The 23,564-nt window shown below is 71.2% G+C and carries 20 protein-coding genes; 6 read left to right on the top strand and 14 right to left on the bottom strand.

The genetic code is table 11. From position 1 onward, the window contains the following. Positions 1-228: 228 nt before the first annotated feature. The gene (locus tag OG623_RS21125) at positions 229-1,386 is read right to left on the bottom strand and encodes an acyl-CoA dehydrogenase (RefSeq protein ID WP_406151947.1); all 1,158 of its coding nucleotides are present in this window, start codon (positions 1,384-1,386) and stop codon (positions 229-231) included. 245 nt (positions 1,387-1,631) lie between these two features. On the opposite strand from OG623_RS21125, the gene OG623_RS21120 reads away from it, so the two are divergent. Continuing rightward, positions 1,632-2,975, top strand: a complete 1,344-nt coding sequence (locus OG623_RS21120; protein ID WP_406148413.1) for a UDP-glucose dehydrogenase family protein — start codon at positions 1,632-1,634, stop codon at positions 2,973-2,975. Between the two features lie 32 nt (positions 2,976-3,007). On the opposite strand, the gene OG623_RS21115 is transcribed toward OG623_RS21120, so the two are convergent. The 3 genes from OG623_RS21115 to OG623_RS21105 are packed head-to-tail and all read right to left on the bottom strand — an operon-like array spanning position 3,008 to position 5,895. After that, complete coding sequence (locus OG623_RS21115) at positions 3,008-4,213, bottom strand: dipeptidase (protein ID WP_406148412.1); 1,206 nt, start codon at positions 4,211-4,213, stop codon at positions 3,008-3,010. A 9-nt stretch (positions 4,214-4,222) separates the two neighbouring features. After that, complete coding sequence (purE, locus tag OG623_RS21110) at positions 4,223-4,759, bottom strand: 5-(carboxyamino)imidazole ribonucleotide mutase (protein ID WP_406148411.1); 537 nt, start codon at positions 4,757-4,759, stop codon at positions 4,223-4,225. Continuing rightward, positions 4,756-5,895, bottom strand: a complete 1,140-nt coding sequence (locus OG623_RS21105; RefSeq protein WP_406148410.1) for a 5-(carboxyamino)imidazole ribonucleotide synthase — start codon at positions 5,893-5,895, stop codon at positions 4,756-4,758. Before OG623_RS21105 ends, purE begins: the two co-directional genes overlap by 4 nt. A gap of 135 nt (positions 5,896-6,030) precedes the next feature. Between OG623_RS21105 and OG623_RS21100 the strand changes: the two genes are divergently transcribed. Further along, the gene (locus OG623_RS21100) at positions 6,031-6,549 is read left to right on the top strand and encodes a GtrA family protein (RefSeq protein WP_406148409.1); all 519 of its coding nucleotides are present in this window, start codon (positions 6,031-6,033) and stop codon (positions 6,547-6,549) included. A 24-nt stretch (positions 6,550-6,573) separates the two neighbouring features. Here the strand turns inward: OG623_RS21100 and OG623_RS21095 are convergent, their stop codons facing one another. Both OG623_RS21095 and OG623_RS21090 read right to left on the bottom strand, forming a co-directional pair. Next, complete coding sequence (locus OG623_RS21095; protein ID WP_406148407.1) at positions 6,574-7,842, bottom strand: ATP-binding protein; 1,269 nt, start codon at positions 7,840-7,842, stop codon at positions 6,574-6,576. 14 nt (positions 7,843-7,856) lie between these two features. Further along, a complete protein-coding gene (locus tag OG623_RS21090; RefSeq protein WP_099177243.1) occupies positions 7,857-8,534 on the bottom strand; it encodes a response regulator transcription factor in 678 nt (225 codons plus the stop codon). A gap of 486 nt (positions 8,535-9,020) precedes the next feature. Between OG623_RS21090 and OG623_RS21085 the strand changes: the two genes are divergently transcribed. Beyond that, positions 9,021-10,511, top strand: coding sequence for an oligopeptide:H+ symporter (locus OG623_RS21085; RefSeq protein ID WP_406148405.1), 1,491 nt, complete (start codon positions 9,021-9,023; stop codon positions 10,509-10,511). Positions 10,512-10,627: 116 nt separating this feature from the next. Here OG623_RS21085 and OG623_RS21080 read toward each other — a convergent pair whose 3' ends face one another. Both OG623_RS21080 and OG623_RS21075 read right to left on the bottom strand, forming a co-directional pair. Then, a complete protein-coding gene (locus tag OG623_RS21080; RefSeq protein ID WP_406148404.1) occupies positions 10,628-11,122 on the bottom strand; it encodes an ATP-binding protein in 495 nt (164 codons plus the stop codon). A 203-nt stretch (positions 11,123-11,325) separates the two neighbouring features. Beyond that, complete coding sequence (locus OG623_RS21075; protein WP_406148402.1) at positions 11,326-11,694, bottom strand: STAS domain-containing protein; 369 nt, start codon at positions 11,692-11,694, stop codon at positions 11,326-11,328. Between the two features lie 305 nt (positions 11,695-11,999). Here OG623_RS21075 and OG623_RS21070 point away from each other — a divergent pair, with 305 nt between their 5' ends. The 3 genes from OG623_RS21070 to OG623_RS21060 all read left to right on the top strand — a co-directional run bounded on the left by OG623_RS21070 (position 12,000) and on the right by OG623_RS21060 (position 16,402). Beyond that, entirely contained in the window at positions 12,000-12,992 is a 993-nt protein-coding gene (locus OG623_RS21070; protein ID WP_406148401.1) for an RNA polymerase sigma factor SigF, read from the top strand. Positions 12,993-13,179: 187 nt separating this feature from the next. Next, on the top strand, positions 13,180-14,328 hold the full coding sequence (locus tag OG623_RS21065; protein WP_406151946.1) for a DegT/DnrJ/EryC1/StrS family aminotransferase: 1,149 nt from the start codon (positions 13,180-13,182) through the stop codon (positions 14,326-14,328). A gap of 76 nt (positions 14,329-14,404) precedes the next feature. Next, entirely contained in the window at positions 14,405-16,402 is a 1,998-nt protein-coding gene (locus tag OG623_RS21060) for a lipopolysaccharide biosynthesis protein (protein WP_406151944.1), read from the top strand. Here the strand turns inward: OG623_RS21060 and OG623_RS21055 are convergent. From OG623_RS21055 to OG623_RS21030, 6 genes are all read right to left on the bottom strand, one after another. Then, on the bottom strand, positions 16,377-17,507 hold the full coding sequence (locus OG623_RS21055; protein WP_406148399.1) for a glycoside hydrolase family 26 protein: 1,131 nt from the start codon (positions 17,505-17,507) through the stop codon (positions 16,377-16,379). The two genes, OG623_RS21060 and OG623_RS21055, sit on opposite strands and share 26 nt — an antisense overlap. A 59-nt stretch (positions 17,508-17,566) precedes the next feature. Then, positions 17,567-17,995, bottom strand: coding sequence for a hypothetical protein (locus tag OG623_RS21050; RefSeq protein WP_406148398.1), 429 nt, complete (start codon positions 17,993-17,995; stop codon positions 17,567-17,569). 64 nt (positions 17,996-18,059) lie between these two features. Further along, positions 18,060-19,961 carry a hypothetical protein gene (locus OG623_RS21045; RefSeq protein WP_406148396.1) on the bottom strand — a complete coding sequence of 634 codons (1,902 nt, stop codon included), beginning with the start codon at positions 19,959-19,961 and terminating at the stop codon, positions 18,060-18,062. Between the two features lie 177 nt (positions 19,962-20,138). Continuing rightward, positions 20,139-20,969, bottom strand: coding sequence for a polysaccharide deacetylase family protein (locus OG623_RS21040; RefSeq protein WP_406148395.1), 831 nt, complete (start codon positions 20,967-20,969; stop codon positions 20,139-20,141). Next, positions 20,966-22,246: a glycosyltransferase gene (locus tag OG623_RS21035; RefSeq protein WP_406151942.1), complete on the bottom strand. Its 1,281-nt coding sequence runs from the start codon at positions 22,244-22,246 to the stop codon at positions 20,966-20,968. Before OG623_RS21035 ends, OG623_RS21040 begins: the two co-directional genes overlap by 4 nt. Before the next feature lie 215 nt (positions 22,247-22,461). Continuing rightward, a complete protein-coding gene (locus tag OG623_RS21030) occupies positions 22,462-23,553 on the bottom strand; it encodes a GNAT family N-acetyltransferase (protein WP_406151941.1) in 1,092 nt (363 codons plus the stop codon). Positions 23,554-23,564: the final 11 nt, after the last annotated feature.

Raw genomic sequence — 23,564 nt, 5'->3', positions numbered from 1 at the left:
CGACAAAAGCATCGCGGTCAGGCAGTGCAGGCACGGAATCTGACACTGACGGGGTCCTGTTCGTACTCGTCACCTACGGCTCAGCTGCCCCACCTACCCTGGATCCACACGCATAATCAGACTACTTACCGGGACTGTGCATCAACTTCATTACGGCGTACGAAAGTTGACGACAGACGGGAGGCCCCTGCCGGATCCGGCAGGGGCCTCCCGTCACATCTCCCTGCCCTACGGCAGGTTGCGGGCCATGACGATGCGCTGCACCTGGTTCGTGCCCTCGTAGATCTGCGTGATCTTGGCGTCGCGCATCATGCGCTCCACCGGGTAGTCACGGGTGTAGCCGTAGCCGCCGAGCAGCTGGACGGCGTCGGTGGTGACCTCCATCGCGACGTCGGACGCGAAGCACTTGGCCGCGGCGCCGAAGAAGGTCAGGTCACCGTCGAGGCGCTCGGACTTGGCCGCCGCCGAGTAGGTGAGCTGGCGGGCCGCCTCCAGCTTCATCGCCATGTCGGCGAGCATGAACTGGATGCCCTGGAAGTCGCCGATCGGCTTCCCGAACTGCTTGCGCTCCTGGACGTAGCCCTTGGCGTAGTCGAGGGCGCCCTGCGCGATGCCGAGAGCCTGGGCCGCGATCGTGATGCGGGTGTGGTCCAGGGTCTTCATCGCGGTGGCGAAGCCGGTGCCCTCCTCGCCGATCATGCGGTCGGCGGGGATACGGACGTTGTCGAGGTAGACCTCGCGCGTCGGTGAGCCCTTGATGCCGAGCTTCTTCTCCGGGGCGCCGAAGGAGACACCCTCGTCGGCCTTCTCGACGACGAAGGCAGAGATGCCCTTCGAGCGCTTCGTCGGGTCGGTCACGGCCATGACCGTGTAGTAGTCGGAGACGCCTGCGTTGGTGATCCAGCGCTTCACACCGTTGAGGACCCAGAAGTCACCGTCGCGCACGGCCTTGGTCTTCATGCCCGCCGCGTCGGAGCCGGCGTCCGGCTCGGACAGGGCGTACGAGAACATCGCGTCGCCCTTGGCGAGCGGGCCCAGATACTTCTTCTTCAGGTCCTCGGAGCCGGAGAGGATCACCGGGAGCGAGCCCAGCTTGTTCACGGCCGGGATCAGGGAGGAGGACGCGCAGACACGGGCCACCTCCTCGATCACGATGACCGTGGCGAGCGCGTCGGCGCCCGCGCCGCCGTACTCCTCCGGGACATGCACCGCGTGCAGGTCCGAGGCGACCAGGGCGTCCAGGGCCTCCTGCGGGAAGCGCGCCTCCTCGTCCACCACGGCGGCATGCGGGGCGATCTTCGCCTCGGCGAGCGAACGGATCGCCTCGCGGAGCATGTCGTGCTCCTCGGCCGGACGGTACAGGTCGAAATCGGTCGAACCCGCCAAGACGCTCACTCCCCAAGGATGCTAACTACCGTTAAGTAACCTGATTTTAGTGCGCAGGCCGAACGGAGGCATACGGGCGGGGTACGTGAGCTTGCCGACAGCCCGGGAAGCGGGCCTGGAACAGCAGCCCGGAAGAAGGCCTTGGAACAGCCCGGGACGCCCCCGCGAGACGCCCGGAAAACCAGGTTCCGCATGCCCGGATATGCTCGGCTCCGCACATCTGTCCGCACCGTTCAGGAGCACCCATGGCCCTCAGGATCACCGTGATCGGCACCGGCTACCTCGGCGCCACCCATGCCGCGGCCATGGCGGAACTGGGCTTCGAAGTCCTCGGGCTCGATGTGGTGCCCGAGAAGATCGAGATGCTCTCGGCCGGCAGGGTGCCGATGTACGAGCCGGGGCTCGAGGAGATCCTGCGGAAGCACGTCGCGGGCATCGAGGGCTCCACCGGCCGGCTGCGCTTCACCACCTCCTGGGAGGAGGTCGGCGCCTTCGGCGATGTGCACTTCGTCTGTGTGAACACTCCGCAGAAGCACGGCGAGTACGCCTGCGACATGAGCTATGTGGACAGCGCCTTCGAATCGCTCGCCCCGCAGCTGACCCGGCCCGCGCTGGTCGTGGGCAAGTCCACCGTCCCGGTGGGCTCCGCCGCACGGCTGGCGGAGCGGCTGGCCGAGCTCGCCCCGGTGGGTACGGGCGCGGAGCTGGCCTGGAATCCGGAGTTCCTGCGCGAGGGCTTCGCGGTCAAGGACACCCTGCACCCGGACCGGATCGTCATCGGGGTGGAGAGCGAGGGCTCCGAGAAGCTGCTGCGTGAGGTGTACGCGGGGCCGCTCGCCGAGGGCTCGCCCTTCGTGGTGACGGACTTCCCGACGGCCGAGCTGGTGAAGACCTCGGCCAACTCCTTCCTCGCGACCAAGATCTCCTTCATCAACGCGATGGCCGAGGTCTGCGAGGCCGCCGACGGCGACGTGGTGAAGCTCGCCGAGGCGATCGGCCACGACGAGCGCATCGGGAAGAAGTTCCTGCGGGCCGGTATCGGCTTCGGCGGCGGCTGCCTCCCCAAGGACATCCGGGCCTTCATGGCGCGCGCCGGTGAGCTGGGCGCCGACCAGGCGCTCACCTTCCTGCGGGAGGTCGACTCCATCAACATGCGCCGGCGCGGTCATATGGTCGAGCTGGCGCGCGAGGCCGTGGGCGGCGGGTCGTTCCTCGGCACCCGGGTCGCGGTGCTGGGCGCCACCTTCAAGCCGGACTCGGACGACGTACGCGACTCACCGGCCCTGAACGTCGCCGGGCAGATCCACCTCCAGGGCGGCCAGGTCACGGTCTTCGACCCGAAGGGCATGGACAACGCCCGGCAGCTCTTCCCCACGCTCGGCTACGCGGACACGGCGCTGGACGCGGTGCGCGGTGCGGACGTGGTGCTGCATCTGACGGAGTGGCGCGAATTCCGCGAGCTGGACGTCGCCGCGCTGGGCGAGGCCGCCGGGCGCCGGATCATCCTGGACGGCCGCAACGCGCTGGACCCCACGGTGTGGCGCGCGGCCGGCTGGACGTACCGCGCGATGGGCCGCCCGCAGGCCTGAGCCGGGGCCCCCGCGGGGGCCCCGGCCGCCCCTCATCGGCTGAGCGGGCCGTCCAGGGCCTCGATCGTGGCGTGTGACGGGCCATGCACCGCGCTCAGCTCGCCCGCGACCGCCTCCGCGTCACGCAGGACCCGCACGGCGTTCTGCCACGTCAGCTTGGCCAGGTCCGCATCCGACCAGCCGCGGGTGAGCAGCTCCGCGATCAGGTGCGGGTAGCCCGAGACGTCCTCGAGCTCCAGCGGGAGGAACGCCGTGCCGTCGTAGTCGCCGCCGATGCCGATGTGGTCGATCCCGGCGATCTCGCGCATGTGGTCGAGGTGGTCGGCGATCGTCGCCACGGTGGCCATCGGGCGCGGGTTGACCGCTTCGAAGTCCGCGTGGATCCGCATGGCGGCCGGGCTGGTGTCCAGGTGGTGCAGGCCGTGCTCCCGCATGTTGCGGTCGGCGGCGAGCGTCCACTCGACGGCCTCGGGCAGGACGAACTTCGGGACGAAGGTCGCCATGGCCACGCCGCCGTTGGCCGCGAGCATCCGCAGCACGTCGTCGGGGATGTTGCGCGGGTGGTCGCAGACCGCCCTGGCGGAGGAGTGCGAGAAGATCACCGGCGCGACGGAGGTGGCGAGCGCGTCGCGCATCGTGGTGGCCGCCACATGGGAGAGGTCGACCAGCATGCCGACGCGGTTCATCTCGCGCACGACCTCACGGCCGAACTCGGACAGTCCGCCGACGCGCGGGGAATCGGTCGCCGAGTCCGCCCAGTCGGTGTTGTCGTTGTGCGTGAGCGTCATGTAGCGGACACCGAGCGTGTGCAGCGCGCGCACGGTGGCCAGGGAGTTGTTGATGGAGTGGCCGCCCTCGGCACCCATCAGGGAGGCGATACGGCCCTCGGCGCGGGCCGTCTCCATGTCGTCGGCGGTCAGGGCGCGCCGCAGGTCGTCCGGATAGCGGGCCAGCATCTCGCCGACCACGTCGATCTGTTCCAGCGTGGCGCTGACCGCGTCGTCACCGGCACGGCTGGACGGGACGTAGACCGACCAGAACTGGGCGCCGACGCCGCCGGCCCGCAGCCGGGGGATGTCGGTGTGCAGGGTGCCGGTCAGGTCATGGGAGATGTCGCAGGCGTCGAGGTCGTACCCGGCGTGCTCGCGCAGGGCCCAGGGGAGGTCGTTGTGGCCGTCGACGACGGGGTGGTCGGCGAGGAGCCGCCGGGCGCGGTCCAGGTTGCCGGTGTTCGTCATGGGGTCGCCCTACTTCCCGAAGCCGAATGAGTCCGCGCTCTGCGCCTTGGCGCGCAGCCGCTTTCCCTTCTCCGTCGCCTGTTCCTTGAGCTCCTGCTGGAAGTCCTTCATCCGGGTCAGCAGCTCGCCGTCGTGGGCGGCGAGGATGCGGGCGGCGAGCAGGCCCGCGTTACGGGCGCCGCCGACGGAGACCGTGGCGACGGGGACCCCGGCCGGCATCTGGACGATGGACAGCAGGCTGTCCATGCCGTCGAGGTACTTCAGCGGCACCGGGACGCCGATCACGGGCAGCGGGGTCACGGAGGCGAGCATCCCGGGCAGGTGGGCGGCGCCGCCCGCTCCCGCGATGACCGCCTTGAGGCCGCGGTCGGCGGCCGTCTCGCCGTACGCGATCATCTCGTGCGGCATGCGGTGGGCGGAGACGACGTCGACCTCGTAGGGGATCTCGAACTCGCCGAGGGCCTTGGCGGCCGCTTCCATCACGGGCCAGTCGGAGTCCGAGCCCATGACGATGCCGACGACGGGGGCGGAGCCTGGTGCGGTCATTCGGTGATCGTTCCTCGCAGGTAGTCGGCCGCGTGCCGGGCGCGCTCCCGCACGTCCGCCAGATCGTCGCCGTAGGTGTTGACGTGGCCCACCTTGCGGCCCGGCTTCACGTCCTTGCCGTACATATGGATCTTGAGCTGCGGGTCGCGGGCCATGCAGTGCAGGTACGCCTGGTACATGTCCGGGTAGTCGCCGCCGAGTACGTTGCACATGACCGTCCAGGTGGCGCGCGGACGCGGGTCGCCGAGCGGGAGGTCGAGGACGGCCCGTACGTGGTTGGCGAACTGCGAGGTGACCGCGCCGTCCTGGGTCCAGTGCCCGGAGTTGTGCGGACGCATCGCGAGCTCGTTGACGAGGATGCGACCATCACGGGTCTCGAAGAGCTCGACCGCGAGGTGGCCGACCACGCCCAGCTCGGCGGCGATCCGCAGGGCGAGCTGCTGGGCCTCGCCCGCGAGTCGCTCGTCCAGACCGGGCGCCGGGGCGATGACCGTGTCGCAGACCCCGTCGACCTGGACGGACTCGACGACCGGGTAGGCGACTGCCTGGCCGTGCGGCGAGCGGACGATGTTCGCCGCCAGCTCCCGCGCGAAGTCGACCTTCTCCTCGGCGAGCACGGGAACACCGGCACGGAACGGCTCGGCGGCGTCCGCCTCGGAGCGGACCACCCACACGCCCTTGCCGTCGTACCCGCCGCGGACCGTCTTGAGGATGACCGGGAAGCCTCCCACCTCGTCGGCGAAGGCCGCCGCGTCCGCCGGGTCGGCGACGATGCGGTGACGGGGGCAGGGCGCGCCGATCTCGGTGAGCTTCGCGCGCATCACCCCCTTGTCCTGGGCGTGCACCAGCGCGTCGGGGCCGGGGCGTACGGGAATCCCGTCCGCCTCCAGGGCCCGCAGGTGCTCGGTCGGCACATGCTCGTGGTCGAAGGTGATCACGTCACAGCCGCGGGCGAAGGCGCGCAGTGTCTCCAGGTCGCGGTAGTCGCCGACGACGACCTCGCCGACCACCTGGGCGGCCGAGTCCTGGGGGGTGTCACTGAGGAGCTTGAATTTCAGGCCGAGGGGGATGCCCGCCTCGTGGGTCATGCGGGCGAGCTGACCGCCGCCGACCATACCGACTACAGGGAACGTCACGCTTCCAGAGTATCGGGCCGTGCGGGACCACCCGCACGCTGCGCGGCCCCGCCCCGGTGACCGCTCGCCTTCGCACACCAGGCCGTTAGCATGGCCAGGTTGACGAAACCGACCGGACGGGGCTGAGCGACCACTATGAGCGAACGGGGCGCACTGCGGACCCGGCTTGATCTGCTGGCCCGGGAGGTCGCCAAGTTCGGCGCGGTCGGCGCACTCGGCCTGGTCGTCAATATCGTCGTCTCCAACCTGATCTGGCGCACCACGGACATCCCGGTGGTGCGGGCCGGGCTGATGGGGACGGTCGTCGCCATCCTCTTCAACTACGTCGGCTTCCGTTACTGGACCTACCGGGACCGCGACAAGAGCGGCCGGACCCGGGAGCTGGTGCTGTTCCTGCTGTTCAGCGCCGCCGGCGCGGTGATCGAGACGGGCGTCCTGTATCTGGCGACGTACGGCTTCGGGTGGAACAGCCCGGTGCAGAGCAACGTCTTCAAGATCCTCGGAATCGGGATCGCGACCCTGTTCCGCTTCTGGTCCTACCGCACCTGGGTGTTCAGGACGCTGCCTGCCAAGGAGGCCGTGCTCAGCGCGGAACGGTTTCTGGGGCAGCGGCGGCCCGCCGACGAGGTGACCCCGGGCCCGGTGTCCCGCTGACGTCGTCCGGCGCCACGCACCCGCTCAGCGCACCGGGCGTACGGATTCCTTGCGGCTGGGCGCGACCCGGCTGAGGAAGAGGGCGAACACCGGCGGCTGCTGCTGGAGCAGCTCGAGCCGTCCCCCGTCGGCCTCGGCGAGGTCACGGGCGACGGCGAGGCCGATCCCGGTGGAGTTACGGCCGCTGATGGAGCGCTCGAAGATCCGCGCCCCGAGATCGACGGGGACCCCTGGGCCCTCGTCCGTGACCTCGATGACGACCTGGTTGCCGGTGACGCGCGTACGCAGTGCGACCGTGCCGCCACCGTGCATCAGCGAGTTCTCGATCAGCGCGGCGAGCACCTGGGCCACGGCGCCGGGGGTGCCGACGGCCTCCAGACCCTGCTTGCCCGAGCAGACGACGGCACGGCCGGCGCTGCGGTAGGCGGGGCGCCATTCCTCGATCTGCTGCTTGACGACCTCGTCGAGGTCGAAGACGACGGCGGAGCCGGTGCGCGGGTCCCGGGCGTTGGTCAGCAGCCGCTGCACCACGTCCGTGAGCCGCTCGACCTGGGTGAGCGCGATGTTCGCCTCCTCCTTCACCGTGTCCGGGTCGTCGGTGACGGAGATCTCCTCGATCCGCATGGAGAGGGCGGTCAGGGGCGTACGCAGCTGGTGCGATGCGTCCGCGGCGAGGCGCCGCTCCGCGGTCAGCATCCGGGCGATCCGCTCGGCGGACGAGTCCAGGACATCGGCGACCCGGTCCAGCTCCGTCACCCCGTACCGCTTGTGCCGGGGGCGCGGGTCGCCGGAGCCGAGGCGTTCGGCGGTCTCGGCGAGGTCGATGAGCGGGGAGGTGAGCCGGTTGGCCTGGCGTACGGCGAGGAGCACGGCGGAGACGATGGCGAGCAGCGCCACCGCCCCGATGATCAGCAGGGTCCTGCCGACCTCGCGGGTCACGACGGACCGGGACTGCTCGACGGTGACCTTCTCGCCCTGCTCCCCCGTCTCCGTGCTGCGGATGGTGTTGCCGTCCGTGGGGCGCTCGCCGACCTCGATGGGGGCGCGCCCGGGGATCTCGACGCGGGCGTAGCGGCTGGGGTCCACCTGCTCGGCGAGGACCTGGGGGGTGATCCGCTCGGCGCCGAGCAGCCGGCTCTCGACGACGCTGATCAGCCGGAAGGTCTCGGAGTCGACGGTCTCCTGGGCGCTGCTGCTGATGGTGCGGGTCTCGACGATGACGAGGGAGACGCCGAAGACGGCGATCACGACGAGCACCACGGCGAGCGTGGAGTTGATCAGTCGGCGGCGCATGACTGTTCTGTACGTCAGCTCTTCTCGAACCGGAAGCCGACGCCCCGGACGGTGGCGATGTAGCGCGGATTGGCCGCGTCGTCGCCGAGCTTCTTGCGGAGCCAGGAGATGTGCATGTCGAGCGTCTTGGTGGAGGACCACCAGGTGGTGTCCCAGACCTCACGCATCAGCTGGTCGCGGGTGACGACCCGTCCCGCGTCCCGTACGAGGACCCGCAGGAGGTCGAACTCCTTGGCGGTGAGTTGGAGTTCCTCGTCACCCATCCACGCACGGTGGGACTCGACGTCGATCCTGACGCCGTGGGTGGCGGGCTGCGGGGCGGGCTCGGTGGCGCCGCGGCGCAGCAGGGCGCGGACCCGGGCGAGGAGTTCGGCGAGGCGGAAGGGTTTGGTGACGTAGTCGTCGGCCCCGGCGTCCAGGCCGACCACCGTGTCGACCTCGTCGGCCCTGGCGGTGAGCACCAGGATCGGTACGGCGTGGCCGTCGGCCCGCAGCCGCCTGGCGACCTCCAGGCCATCCATCCCGGGGAGCCCCAGGTCGAGGACGACCAGGTCGATGCCACCCTGGAGTCCGGCGTCGAGGGCGGTCGGGCCGTCCTCACGGACCTCGACCTCGTAACCCTCACGGCGCAGGGCGCGGGCCAGTGGCTCCGAGATGGATGCGTCGTCCTCGGCGAGCAGTACACGGGTCATGGGGTGATGGTAGTCCGCGCAGGCCCTGCGGGGTGCGGCACCGGCTGAGCCCTGCGGGTCAGCGCCACAAAACGGTCATCCTCCTTTGAATATGGGAGTGTGGCTCCATAGCCACCTGTGATCCATCTCTCAAGTCCTTCCATATCCCCGCGTGTCGTGTCGTATGGTTGCTCGACGCCTGTTGCACCGCCGAAGGACCTTTGGGCAGCTTTTAGCGCCAAGGGTCTCTTTTGTGTACGGGCCGGTTCCCGCCGGCCCCGACCAGTGAATGACCTGTGGGCCGGGCCCGGAGCGCGAGGACGCGTGCCGGGCGTGGATCCCGGAGCGGTCTGTCCCACGATCCCGTCCCTGAGCTCCCCCGGAGCTGTGGGCGGATCGGATCCCTCGAGGCGTCGGGGGTCGGGGCGTGTCCGCCCGGTGCCGGCCACCCCCCACCGGGCGCGTACCGCTCACGAGGCGACGCGTCCCGACCAGCAAGGATCGACCATGGCGTCCAGCCTGACGAAGGACTCGTCCCGTACTCCTGGTGCGGAAAAGACCTTCTTCGGCCACCCCCGCGGCCTGGCCACTCTCTTCATGACGGAGATGTGGGAGCGTTTCAGCTATTACGGCATGCGCGCCCTTCTCCCGCTCTACCTGATCGCTCCCAACGGGCTTCACATGAACCCCGCCACGGCCACCGCGATCTACTCGGTCTACCTGTCGCTGGTGTACCTGCTCACGATGCCCGGCGGTTGGTTCGGCGACCGTGTCTGGGGCCCGCGCAAGACCGTCGCCATCGCGGGCGGCGTCGTCGTGCTCGGCCATCTGGTGCTGGCGCTGCCCGCGGAGGGCACCTTCTTCGCGGGCCTCGGCCTCGTGGCGATCGGTTCCGGTCTGCTGAAGGCCAACATCTCGACGATGGTCGGCCATCTCTACGACGGCCCGGACGACCCGCGCCGTGACGGTGGCTTCACGATCTTCTACATGGGCATCAACCTCGGTGCCTTCGCCGCCCCGCTGACCATCGGCACCGTCGGCGAGAACGTGAACTGGCACCTGGGCTTCGCCCTGGCCGCCCTCGGCATGGCGCTCGGTGTCGCCCAGTTCCTGCTCGGCACCCGCCACCTGGACCAGCGCAGCCACATCGTGCCCAAGCCGCTCTCCGCCGACGAGCGCGCCGCCACGCTGCGCAAGTCGATGATCTGGCTGGGCGTCGCGGCCGTCTTCTACATCGGCACGGTCGTCACCGGCGTCTACACACTGAACTGGCTACTGGTCCCGATCACGGTCGCCGGTCTCGTCATCCCCGTCATGGTCCTGGCGCGCATCAAGCGCGACAAGGAGCTCAGCAAGGCGGAGCAGGCGAAGATGTCCGGCTACATCTGGTTCTTCGTGGCCGCCGCCATCTTCTGGATGATCTACGACCAGGGTGGTTCGACCCTGGCGATCTTCGCCGACTCCTCGGCGGAGAACTCGGTGCTCGGCTGGGACTTCCCGGTCTCCTGGTACCAGTCGGTCAACCCGGTCCTGATCATGGCGCTGGCCCCGGTCTTCGCCGCCTTCTGGATGGCGCTGAACCGGCGGGGCAAGGAGCCGAGCACGATCGTGAAGTTCAGCTCGGGTCTGGTGCTGGTCGGTGCGTCGTTCTTCCTGTTCCTGGCGCCCCTGGCCATCGCGGGCGACGGGCACAAGGCCGCCGCGATGTGGCTGGTCGCGATCTACTTCGTGCAGACCGTCGGCGAGCTGACGCTCTCCCCGGTCGGCCTCTCGGTCACCACCAAGATGGCCCCGGCCAAGTACGCCAGCCAGATGATGGGTGTCTGGTTCCTGGCCGTGACCGCCGGCGACTGCACCACGGGGCTGCTGTCCCTCGCGGGTGTCGAACTCAACGGCAACTCGGTGGTGGCGCTCCAGGCCGCGCTCGCGGTCCTCGCGGGTGTCGCGATCTTCATGTACCGCGGCAAGGTCAAGAAGCTCATGGGCGACGTCCGCTGACCGGACCGCCTGAACGGCCTCGGGGCCCGCACCGTCCGGTGCGGGCCCCGAGGCCGTTCGTACCTGTGCCGTGCGTACAGGAAACAGGAAACAGGAAGTAGGAAGCAGAAAGCCGTTCAGGCGGGCGCCGCGAGCTCCGCCCAGACCGTCTTGCCCGGCCGCTCGGGCGTGCGCGTGACGCCCCAGTCGAGACAGAGCCGCTGCACGATGAACATGCCGTGCCCGCCGGGCCGCCCCGCGCGGTGCGGGGTGCGCGGTGACGGCTGGCCCGCACCGGCGTCGACGACCTCGACCCTGAGCATCTTGGCCGAACAGCCGATACGGAGCTCGTCGGGGCCGTCCGCGTGCAGACAGGCGTTCGTGACGAGCTCGGAGACGACCAGGAGGACGTCCTCCGCGGCGGCCCGCCGGTCCGCTCCCGACGCGGGCAGCCAGCCCCAGTCGTGCAGCGCCTGCCGGGCGAAGTCGCGGGCCATCGGCACGATGCCGCTGGCATGTCTCAGCGAGAGCGTGCGCCACTGCCGGTCAGCGGGTACGGCAGAGGCGGTGCCGCCCGTGCCGTCCGGCTCGCGGCCGAGGCCGCCCGGCGGATGCTGCCGGGTGGTGCTCATCAGCGCTTCACCTCACCGATTCACCGTGTTGCCATCGAACAGAACTGATTCAGATACAGAGTGTGCGGGTTCCATGACCCCGACGGGATGTCTCCTGCCCGGCCGAATGGTGACAACACCCTTTTCGCCTACGCCAAGAGCGTGACGCGCGCGACATCCGGGGCTTCCGAGGCCGGGGACACGCATGCGGAACGCCGCCGCTGTCAGTCGCTCAGAGCGTCTGCGAGCGAGGCATGGACGGTGAAGACCGCCTCCGCCCCCGTGATCTCGAAGACGCGAGCCACCACGGGCTGCATTCCGGCCAGATGCACCCCTCCTCCGGCTGCCTCGGCCTTCAGACGCGCGCCGAGCAGCACATTGAGCCCGGTGGAGTCACAGAAGTCGAGTCCCGAGCAGTCGACCACCAGGCGCGCACGCCCTGCCTCGACCGCGCTCTCCAGGGGCTCCCGGAGCAGATCGGCGGTGTGGTGATCGAGCTCACCCACCGGCGTCACGACCTCGCTCCGCCCCTCGGTCCGGACGCCGACACTCAGCCGACCCCGGTTCGCACTGCCGACCGTCCCGCGGTCCATTGACTGTCCCTCTTCGCCGTCCGTCACTACCCACGTCCCTGTGTACGCGGCTTCATCGTGGCTGCCCCCGACGTGCGTAAAACATTACGCGTTTCCCTCGCCACACGGTAGTCGAAGAACTCAACAAACCGGACATATAGGCGTATTTGGCGCTTGTAACTCATGGCTGGAAACGGGTAAGGGTAGAAGGGACATCCGCAGGGACATCTGCACCAGGAATTTCGATCGGCTTCGGAGGCGCCGCTTCACCGCAGGAAGACGTATGGGCATCGGCAGCCATATGCCGAGAACGATGGAGGAGAACCATGTCACCCCGGCTCGACGTATCGCGTACCCACATCGCGACGTCGGCATGTCCTCAGGGACCGACCGATTCCGACTCCGCTGCCGCGAGCGCCGTCCCCGGCCCGCGCACCAGCACCCTCAGCACCACCGGCCTGACCGCCGACGACCACCTCCCCGACCTCCCGGCCGAGGAGTTCGAAGGCCTGGAAGGCCTTCCCGAGATCCCGCCCTACGCCGAGGTGGGCGCGCTGGACGCCAGGGCGCTGTCGAAGACGCTCTTCGCGCGGCTCGAAGCCCTGGAAGAGGGCACCCACGAGTACGCGTACGTACGCAACACCCTCGTCGAGCTGAATCTGGCCCTGGTCAAGTTCGCCGCCGCGCGGTTCCGCTCCCGCAGTGAGCCCATGGAGGACATCGTCCAGGTCGGCACCATCGGCCTGATCAAGGCGATCGACCGCTTCGAGCTCAGCAGGGGCGTCGAATTCCCGACATTCGCGATGCCCACCATCGTCGGCGAGATCAAGCGCTTCTTCCGTGACACCAGCTGGTCCGTGCGTGTCCCGCGCCGGCTCCAGGAGCTGCGGCTCGACCTGGCGAAGGCCGGCGACGAGCTGGCCCAGAAGCTGGACCGCTCGCCCACGGTCGTCGAACTCGCCGACCGGCTCGGCCTCAGCAGGGACGAGGTCGTCGAGGGCATGGCCGCGAGCAACGCGTACACCGCGAGCTCGCTGGACGCCAAGCCCGACGAGCACACCGAAGGCAACGAGGGCGCCCTCGCGGACCGCATCGGCTACGAGGACCACGGGCTCGAAGGCATCGAGTACGTCGAGTCCCTCAAGCCGCTCATCGCCTCGCTCCCGCTGCGCGACCGCACGATCCTCTCGATGCGGTTCGTCTCGAACATGACGCAGTCGGAGATCGGCGAGGAGCTCGGCATCTCGCAGATGCACGTGTCCCGGCTGCTCTCGCGGACCCTGGCCAAGCTCAGGAAGGGCCTGACCGTGGAGGAGTGACCCGACGTCACCCCACCCCCCGTACGTGATCATTGCGGAAGGACCTGCCCGAACGGGCGGGTCCTTCCGCATTGTTGACGAAGTGCCACGGACTGGGCGACATTGGGCGGGGTTCTGGGGGGAACACATGCATCGTGGGGAGAGCGGCCCTGTCGGCCGTGCCGTACCGCAAGCGGTGGAAGAGGCGATGGGCGTCCGGCTCGGCCGGGATTGCCTGTACGTCCCGTCCTGCCGGCTCGGTCTCTACCTGGCGCTCCGCCACTGGTGCGAACCCGGCGGCAGGGTCCTGATGTCCCCGGTCAACGACGACGTCATCCTTTTCGTCGTCCTCGCCGCCGGTCTGCGCCCCGTCCAGGCCCCGCTGTCCCCGGCGGACGGCTCGATCGACGTGGACGCCGTGCCCGACGCCGTGTGGAACGGCCTGTGCGCCGTCCTCACCACCAATCTGTACGGAAATCCGGACCCGGCCCTGCGGCTCCGCGAGCGCTGCGACCGCCTCGGCATCCCGCTGATCGAGGACGCGGCGCACGCCATCGGCAGTGTCACGGACGGGAAGCCGGTCGGCTCCTTCGGGGACGCGGCCGTCTTCAGCCTCTCCAAACACGTCGGCGCGAAGGCCGGAGGCTTCCTCGCCGTCGCAGACCCCGCCCTGCGCGCCCCGCTGGAGCACGCCAGGGACGCCCTGCTCGACCCGGCCCGCCTCACCGCCGAACTCGCCTACGCCGTACGCCCGTACGCGGAGTCGGCCGTCCGCGGACTGCGGCTCGCCCCGGCCGCCTGGTGGGCCCTGCGGCTCCTCGGGCTCCAGGAACGGGAGGAGATCCGGATGCCGTTGCGGCCCGCGGAGCTGCGCGAGGCGCTGCGGTCCGCGCCTTCGCTGGCGGCCTTCCACTCCTGGGTCCGCGTCGACATGCACGACTACCGCATCGCTCCGGGGCGATTACGGCTGAGCCGCATCCGGCGTCTGCTGGCCGGCCTCGACGGGCGGCTCGCCGCGCACCGGGCGGGCACCGAGCGCCTCCTCCGGACCCCCTGGGCGCCGCCGGTCGCCGCCGGCGCCCCCGTACAGCCGCTGTTCCGGGTGCCGTTGCTGGTGGCCGACCGGGACGCGGCCGTCGCCGCGCTCGCACGCCGGCGCATCACCGTCGGCTATCTCTACGACCCGCCGCTCGACAGCTACGCGGGCACGCCGTTCACCGACCCGTCCCACTCCCCCGCCGACGCGGCCTGGTTCGCCCGGCACGCCCTGCCCGTCGACCCGCTGCGCGCCGGCCGGGTCATCGACGTCCTGGCATCGGCGGGTGCCAGGGCCGCGCGAGAGCTGCCCGGTGACTGACACCGCGAGAGCCGGCCTGCCGGAGGCCGTGGCGGCGCCCTCACCGGCCCCGGAGGCCGCGGCCGACGGCGACTCGATGTTCCGCAACGCCTACGCCCTGATGCTCTCCACCGGGGTGTCCGCCGCGCTCGGCCTGGGCTTCTGGCTGGTCGCGGCCCGCTACTACACGGAGGAGGCCGTCGGCCAGGGCTCCGCGGCCATCGCGGCAATGCGGCTCCTCGCCTCGGTCACCGCGACCACGATGATCGGCGCCGTCGTGCGCTACGTGCCCCGCGCCGGGCGCGCCACCGGATCCCTGGTCGTCCGTACCTATCTGGTCAGCTCCGTCGTCGTCACCCTGGCCTGCGCGGTCTTCCTGCTCACCCTTGATCTGTGGGGTGACTCGTACGCCCCGCTCGGGACCCTGTCCGCCGGGCTCGTCTTCACCGGTGCCTGCGTCGCCTGGGCGATCCTCACCCTCCAGGACGGGGTGCTGACCGGACTGCGCAAGGCCGTCTGGGTGCCCGTCGGCAACGCCGTGTTCTCCCTCGGCAAGCTGCTGCTCCTCGCCGTTTTCGCCACCGCCCTGCCCGTCCTCGGTGTCTTCGTGTCCTGGGCCGTGGCCATCGCACTGTCCGTGCTGCCGCTCGGCTGGCTGATCTTCCGCAGGCTGATCCCGCGTCAGGCCGGGGCCGACCGTGACCGCGAACCGCCCCGGATGCGCGAGATCGGCCGGTTCCTGGCCGGTGACTCCGTCGGCGCGCTCTTCAGCCTGGCCATGATCAACCTGCTGCCGGTGATGGTGGCCGTGCGCTTCGACGCCGCGAACAACGGCTTCTTCTACATCGCGTACACCGTCGGCGGCACCATGGAGTTCATGGCCATCAACATGGCCTCCTCCCTCACCGCGCACGCCTCGCACAGCCCCGGCCGGCTGGCCGAAGGCGTACGCGGGGCGCTGCGCCGCATGGCCGTGCTGCTGGTTCCCGTCGTGGTCGTCCTGGTCCTCTTCGCCCCGCAGATCCTCAGCCCCTTCGGCCCCGAGTACGCCCGCCACGGGGCCCTGGTCCTGCGGCTGCTGGCCGCGGCCGCCCTGCCCAGGGTCGTGGTCGAGCTGTACATCGGGGTCCTGCGCGTGCAGGGCCGCACCGGTGCGCTGGCCGTCCTTCAGGGTGCGATGTGCGTCCTCGTCCTGGGCTCTGCCGCCGTGCTGCTCGGCCCGGCCGGGATCGCCGGAGCGGGCTGGGCGGTGCTGACGGCCATGACGGCGGTGGCGCTCGTGTCCGCGGTGGGACTGCGCTCGGCCCTCACCGGGCGCGCATCACGGGACGGGGGCCTGCGGCGTGTGCGGTCGGGGCGAGCACCGGGGCATGCGCGGTCCGGCCGGGTCCCGCGGCGGCCGAGGCCGGGGAGCGAGGAGTTCGGGACGAGCTGGGCCCGGCTCGCGGCGCAGCGTGACCCGGCTGCGAAGGCGGACACCCGGCGGCCCGGGCGCGGCGATGCGGTGTGGCTCTGGGCGCTGCTCGGGCTCGCGGCCGGGCTGTTCTGGGTGCCGTTGGCGCGCTCGGCGCACCCCGGGCTCGCGCATCTGACCGGCAGGGAGCTGATCGACGCCCTGCCTCCGGTCACCGTGGCCGCAGGGGTGCTCCTGATCGTCGTCCACAGCGCTGCCCTCACGCTCCGCAGGACCCGGCCCGCGCTGCTGGGCGCGACGCTGCTGCTGACGGTCGGGGCGCTGCACTCCGCGCCGCTCCTCCTCGGCGTCCGGCCGGCCGCCGCCTCCCGGGAGTGGCACGGGACGCTCGCCGACTTCCTCGCCGGCGCCGTGGGGATGGACTCCCCGGCGGGGGTGCTCCGGGCCCTGCCGTTCGCGCTCCAGCTGCTCTGCCTGGCGCTGTGCGCGGTGCTGTTGCGGACGGCCGGGGCCGACGGGCGGGCCACCGCCGCCCTGGTGTGGGTGCTCGCGGTGGCCGGGTGGGTCGCGCAGGACGCCTTCGCCTCGGCCGCGCTGCCCGTGTTCCTCGGGCTGTTCGCGGCCACTGCGGTGGCGTACGGAGTACGGGGGCGGGTCAGCGGCCGGGCACCGGCTGCTTGAAGTACGCGTCCTGGCCTGCCGTGCGGTAACCCTCCAGCCCCGGGCCCTCGTTGACCGTGAGGTCGCAGCCCTTGCCGGGGACGGCCCTGTTCCAGTGCACCAGCGCCTTGGCATCGGGCATGGTCCTGGCCACCTCGGGGATCCTCTCGTACCACTCGCGCTGACGGTCCTCGTCCGCCGGATCGGGCACCGTGGCGAACTCGGCGAACATCAGCGGCTTCTCGGCACTGATGTGACTGCGCAGCCACTCGTACGTCGGCCGCTGGCTGCGGTCGAAGTCCTTCCAGTCCGTGGTGTCGTGGCAGGTGAAGTAGTTGTACTGGTCCATGCCGATCCAGTCGACGTAGGCGTCGCCCGGGTAGAGGCGCTCGAAGAGCTTCGCCGACGCGAGGAAGCCGGAGACCGTCCACACCCACACCACGTTGTCCACACCGAGCTCATCGAACCGGTCGTGGAGGTGGCGGTAGGCGGCGACGTACTCCTCGGGGGTGCCCGCGTCGCCGACCCGGGCGTCGACCTCCTGGTCGAAGGAGAAGAACACCCGCTTCCCGTACGCCTTGATGCGACGCGCCTGCGGATCGATGATCTCGCGGTCGTACGCCCCCGAGGCGAGCTTCGCCCAGCCGAGCTGGTCCTCGGTCCAGTTGGCGTGGTGGGGCTCGCGCCACACCGTGGACTCCCAGGCCAGCATCAGCAGCCGGTCCCGGCCGAGTATCTGCTCGTCGGGGGTCAGGAGCTGTCCGTCGAGGTCGGTGTTCGACATGTCGTGGTAGGTGTACAGGAGGTCGAGCTTCCGGCCGATCTTCTCCTCGAAGGCGTACACCGCGTCCTTCAGCGAGCCGTTCTCGGCGTACGGGATGTAGGCGCCCCACCAGGCCCCGCACGGCGGGACGAGCGTGGCGGTGGGGGCGCACCTCCCACCGGGCACCGGTCCTGTGGCGGCGTCGGAGGGGAGTGCGCCGGCGGACGGCACACCGTCCTCGTCGTCCGACGAGGGCGGGCCGAACCAGGCGAGCAGTCCGGTCAGCAGCGCCACGACGGCGGACAGGGCGAGCAGCACGTACGCACGGGGGCGGCGCTCCCTCGGCGCGCGGCGGGGAGTCATCGGCGCGCGGCGGGGAGTCATCGGCGCGCGGCGGGGAGTCATCGGCGCGCGGCGGGGAGTCATCGGCGCCTCACGGGTGTCACCCGGGACCGCTCGACCGCGCCCCGGGTGGCGGCGGGCAACGGCAGCCCGGGGAAGGCCGAGGCGAGGGTGGTGAACGCGGCGAGCGACACCAGGAACGCGGTCCCCGAGAAGCCCTTCACCAGGAACAGCGAGGTGGCCACGATGACGGCCAGCGACAGCCCGACGGGCGCGGCGAGCGCCGCCGCCTCGATGCGGGCGCCCGGCCTGAGCTGTCCGGGCTGCGGACACAGCAGGGCAAGGCCGGGGCCGAAGCAGACGAAGAGGAGCACGGGGGCCCAGCGCAGGGGCGAGCCGCCCGGCAGCACGGTCGCGGCGAGCGCCACCCATCCGGAAAGCGCCAGGGCGGCTCTGGGCAGGATCCGCCGGGCGGGGTGGGCCGGTCGCGGTTGCCTGTTCTCGGACACGTGGCTGCCTTCCTGGTCCGGGCGGTGTCTCAGGGGTTGTCGTCGTGGGTGTCTCGGCTGTGTCTCAGCTGTCGTAGCGCAGGACGACGCCGTATTCGGTCCGCTCGACCACATCGAAGAGCGGCGATGCGCTGAGGTCCCGCGTCAGGGAGGCGAAGCCTCCCGGGGGCAGCAGCCCCTCGCCCGCGGTGTAGATGTCCTGGGTGCGGGTGAGGAGGACGTAGGCCGTGGTGCCCGGCGGCAGCCGGGTCGAGAGGTAGTGCGCCGGGTCCTTGAGCATCGCGGTGTTCTCGGGGAGCTCCTGCTCGGCGAAGAACCAGTGCTCAAGATGGTCGTAGCGGTGCAGCGCCTGGGGGAAGGAGCCCGTGGTGGCGAGGATCAGCGACCCTGCGGGGGCTCGGTCGATGGTGCGGGTGACGAGCGCGGTCTCCTCGGGCGGGGTGTAGTTCATCCGCTCCTTGCCGTAGTACGCGGGCATGAAGCCCGCCAGCAGCGCGGCCAGCGTCACCGGGAGTGCGACGGCGCAGATCCGGCGCACGGCGGGGCGGATCCGGTGCGCTCCGGTGCCTCCGGCGGCCGGGACGAGCGCCGCGGCGGCGAAGAAGGCGGCGCCGGGGAGCGCGAACAGATAGACGCGGAAGAGCATTTCGCCGCCGTAGTCGTTGACCACGAACAGGGGCACGGGCGCGACGGAGGCCAGCAGGAGCGGCAGGGCGCTGTGCGCCAGACGGCGCCGCAGCAGGAGGGCCGCGCCCGCGAGGACCGCGACGGCCAGCACCATCAGGACACCGGCCCGCCCCGCGAGCTCCGGGCCCGCACCCGTGAGCTCTCCGGCGTATCCGGCACGGGAGTTCTCGGTGAGCCGGCCGAGGGAGTCGCGCAGCGTGCCCAGTGTCTCGGTGAACAGGGGGCGGCCCATGGTGAGGTCCCAGGCCAGCATGAGCAGGCCTGCCGCGGCGAGGAGTCCGAGGTTGCGGTAGCGGCGGGTGAGGCTGAGCGCGATCAGGGTGACGCAGAGCATCACCGGGGTCAGCTGGTGCACCGCGTTGATCGCCACGAGCAGAGGCACGAGGACCGCGACACAGATCGCCCGCTGTCGGGTGCCGGTGGGCGGCGGGACGGCCGCGGCGGCGGGGTCGAGCCAGGCGCGCGAGCGCAGCCGTCCGGCTGAACCGGGGCGCACGAAGTGCCGCAGGACGACGGCGAGTACCGCGAGGTGGAGCAGGAAGGCGAGGCCCTGCGGGGCGAGATAGTCCTGGCCCACCCAGTTGGCGAGCTGGAAGATCCAGACGGCGGCCCACACGAGGCGCCAGTCCTCGCTGAAGGTGCGGTAGATCAGGATCAGCACCGGCATCATCAGCAGGCCGAGGACGACGGGTGCCCAGTTCAGATAAGTGGCGGCGCTGTCCACCCCGAAGGTACGGACGAGTCCGCCGTTGAACGTGAAGAAGCCGGGCCACTGGTCGTAGGCGGACATGTTGCCCGACAGGCCCTCGCCCGGGCGCAGATCGCCGTTGGCCAGCAGGTGATTGATGACGGCGTCGTGCTTGGAGGCCCAGGGGTAGCGCTCCGAGTCGTACAGCACGGCGGGGACGCCCTTGATGGCCATCAGCAGGCCTGCGCAGTACAGGGCGGGCCACCAGGGGGCCGTGCCGGCGCGGCGGAGGCTGACCAGGAAGCCCGCGGTCAGGACGAGCAGCGAGAGGTAGTAGGTGACGGGCAGCCGGTCCAGAAGGCCGTACTCACCCATCGAGCGGAACCCGATGTGCGGCAGCGAGAAGATCCAGAGGACGGCCGCCAGGAGTAACGGCAGCCAGGTGAGGAGCGCCTGGGGTCTCAGGGCGTCCGGGAGGCGGGGCGCACCGCCCGTCCCGCCGGATGCCACGCCGGGCGGCTGCCCAGGAGGATGCGCCTGCTCGGCGCTCCCGGTGTCCCCCTTGACCGGCGCGGGCACATGCTGTGGCACGGTGCGACTCCCCCCACGGATGTGGTCGCGGCCGTCACGCCGCTGTCCTTTAAGTGAACTATAGGAAGGTGCTCTGACATCGGGGCGCTCTCGCCCGGTTCCTCCAGGGTCTCGCCCGGTTCCTCCGGAGTCCCGCCCCCTTCTCCGTGGCCGCCCCACCCCGGTTCCTCGGGCGTCTCACCCCGCGAACACCGGCCCCCGCGCGGCGGCCCTGGCCCGTCGGTACCATCGCCAGCCCACAGTCGGCGGCGAGTCGGGGAACGGTGCGACGCGGGCCCCCTCGCCCGCCATCCAGCGCTCGACGTCCCGCACCGTATGGCTGCGCCGCAGGATGAGCCGCGCGATCCGGTACGGCTCGTCCCGGCCGGAACTCAGCGCGTGCCGCACCGCCACCGCGCTCTCGTAACCCGCCGCACGGGCGGCGCGGCGCACCCGCGCGCTGTTGTATCCGTGCGGATAGGCGAGATGGGCCACCTCATGGCCCAGGACGTCCTCCAACGCCTTCTTGGAGTCGACGAGTTCCGAGCGGAGCGCCGCGGCCGGCAGGGTGTCCAACTGCGCGTGGGTGACGGTGTGGCCGCCCACCTCCATGCCGTACTGCTCCAGCAGGGGCGCCTGTTCCAGGCGCATCATCGGGCCGGGCGGCAGCAGGCTGCCCCCACCGGACCGACCCAGCGCGCCGGTCGTGAGATACGCGGTGGCCGGCATCGACCTGCCCGCGAGCGCATCGGCGGTCGGCCCCGGCAGATCAGCGAAGCCGTCGTCGAAGGTCAGGACGACCGGCCGGTCAGGCAGCGGCTCACCTTCCGCGAGATGGGCCACGAGCGCGCCGACCGGGACCGGCGTACGGCCGCAGGCCCGGATCGCGTCGAGCTGCACGGCGAACGCCCGCGGCGCGACGGTGAATTCGGCGATCCACTCCGGCGGGTCATCCATCACCGCGTGGTACAGCAGCACGGGTATCCGGGACGCGCCCGTCGCACGCCCCTCGGGTCCGCGCGCGCTCATCCCGCCCCCTCCCACGGGCGTGAGGCGCCCCGGACGGCGAGCCGGGCACGTACGTATCCGAGAGGGCCGTACAGCAGGCCCCGGCGCTCCAGACGGGACAGATGCCGGGGCCACGGGTAGGTGTGGGCGCCGTGCTCGCCCGGAGCACCGGCGCGCCCCGCGGCATCGGCCGTACGCGACGCCGTCATCGTGCGGGCATGGGCGAGGCCTTTCGGCAGCCTGGCCAGGAGCGGCGGCAGCAGGGCCGGTCTGCGGACCAGGAGCGCGGTGAGACAGGCGGTGAGGCCGGCGCCGTAGCCGTACGCCTGGGCGCACAGGTCCGCCCAGCGCTCACGGTGGTGGTGCCAGACGATCGCCTCGGGGGTGTAGTGCAGCGGGTGGCCATCGGCGAGGAGCCGCACGAAGGCGTAGAGGTCGTCGCCCCCCTTGGCCGGGGTGCCGGTGCCGGTGGCGGGGTCGAAACCGCCGACCGCGCGCAGCGGTCCCGCGCGGAACGCCATGTTGGCACCGGAGCCGAACCGTCCGGCGGTGAACGGGAACAGCGGCTCGTCGGCGGGCGGGTGCGCGGGGTCGTAGCGGCGCGTGGTGAAGCCCTTGGCGAATCCGCCGTGGCTCTCCAGCAGCACCTGTGCCGGCGTGGTCAGCCTGGCCGGCAGGATCAGGCCGGTGACGCAGGCCGTCCTGGGGTCGTCGCCGAACGGCCGGGTGAGGGCGGTGAGCCAGTGCGGGTCGGCCAGGACGTCGTCGTCGGTGAAGGCCAGGACGTCGGCACCGGCGACGGCCACGCCCCTGTTGTGCGCGGCGGCCAGACCTGGCACCGGTTCCAGGGCGTAACGCACGCCCCGGCCGGTGTAGGCGGAGGTGACGAGCTCGCGGGTGGCACCGGTGGCCGGGGCGTTGTCGACGACCACGATCTCGAAGTCCGGGTGGTCCTGGGCGAGCAGCGAGTCCAGGGCACGGGCCAGCTGCGCGGGGCGCTCCCGGGTCGCGACGACGACCGTCGCCCTGGGCACCTCCCCGGTCGGTGGCCGCTCCGGGGCATCCGGGACGACGATCTCGTCCGCGGCCTGCTTGGCGAGCACGGAGGCCGGGTCGTCGCCCGCCCTGACGCGCCCGACCACCGTGCCGACCGGGCGACCGCGCAGCCGTACGAGGGCGAAGAAGCGCTGGTCGTCACCGTCCCGCGGGGCGGTGTCCAGGGTCGGCCCGCCGGGCACGGGCCGCAGTCGTACGCCCGTACCGTCGGCGGCGTCGAGCTCCAGGTCGGCGACGGCCAGGCCGGCGAGGCGGCCGATGCCGGGTAACCGTGCTGCTCTTTCGGTCTGTTCGTTCCTGTACGGCATCCGGTCCCCCCGGTCGTGATGCTGAACGCTGTCGTGGTGCGGGCACTGTCGTGACGCCTGTGCTGCCGCTGACGCCTGTGCTGTCACGACGCGGGCGCTGTCGTGGTGCCTGTGCTGTCGTGGTGCCTGTGCTGTCGTGGTGCCGGACGCTATGGACGTTTCGGTTCGCGCAGTCGGCCGGCCCGTTCGAGACCGCGTTGTGCCAGGCCCGCCAGCCGGGGCCGCTGCCGCACGAAGCCGTGCGCGCGGCGGGAGGGCTCGCGGCCGATCCAGTGCAGCGCGGCGCCCACGCCCGGCCGGACCGACGCACCCTCGTAGACCGTGAGTTCGCCGGTCTTCAGGGCCTCCTTGTACTCGGCGGCCCCGCGCCCCATGTCGAGCATCCCGATGCCGTCGTCCGCCGCCGCCCGCGCCATCCCCAGATGCAGGATCAGGCCGGGCGAGAACTTCGCGAACGCCGGGTCGTACGCCGGGAACCAGCAGGAGAGCACCGTCCGCGAGCGCAGCCCGAAGTGGGCCGCCACCGGGCGGTCACCCGCGTACAGGACGGAGAGCAGGCCCGAGCATCCGGGCGCCCTGGTGTGGAAGAGGAACTCCACCAGGTCGCGGATCCACGCCTTGGCGAAGCGGTCCCTGCGGCCGGTCCTGCGGTACTGGGCGGACTTCCACCCCATCAGGGTCTCCAGCGCCGCCGGATCCCGCTCGTCGAGGACGAACCGCACCTCTCCCACGTCGCGTCCGAGCTTGCGCTCCTTGGCGAGCGTGGTCCGCAGGAACTTCGGCGACCGTGCGCGCAGCGCCGTCTCGTAGCTCGCGTAACCGTCGCCGACATCGATGACGTACGAGGCGTACGCGCTCGCGGCATCCGGCTCGAAGAGGCTCTGGCCCTCTTCGAGGTTGTCGAACTCCCAGGCGGACAGGGAGCAGGCCCGCAGCAGCTCCTTCGCCTCGAGACCGAGACCGGGGCGCAGCACGGCGCCCTGGACGTCGGAGACCCCGAGGCCGATGGCCCGGCCGTGGCCGAGCGGACCCCGCTCGAAGGGGAGGAAGCCCGCAGGCCCGGCGGGCCCTCCGGAGTCCTCGCCGATCACCGCCACCCGTGCGTGCGGCCGGACGCGGCCGACGGCAAGGGCGAATTCCGGTTCCATGAACGGATGGGCCGGGGCGCCGGACTTCGCCCGCAGCTCCCGCCAGCTCTCGATGTCCCCCGCGCCCAGATCTCCGGGCCTGACCACACGTATGCGCCTGCTGC

This window comes from Streptomyces sp. NBC_01012 (assembly GCF_045162755.1).
In the GTDB taxonomy this organism is placed as follows: domain Bacteria; phylum Actinomycetota; class Actinomycetes; order Streptomycetales; family Streptomycetaceae; genus Streptomyces.
The sequence above is the reverse complement of the archived record's forward strand: the minus strand, read 5'-3'. Positions and strand labels throughout refer to the sequence as shown.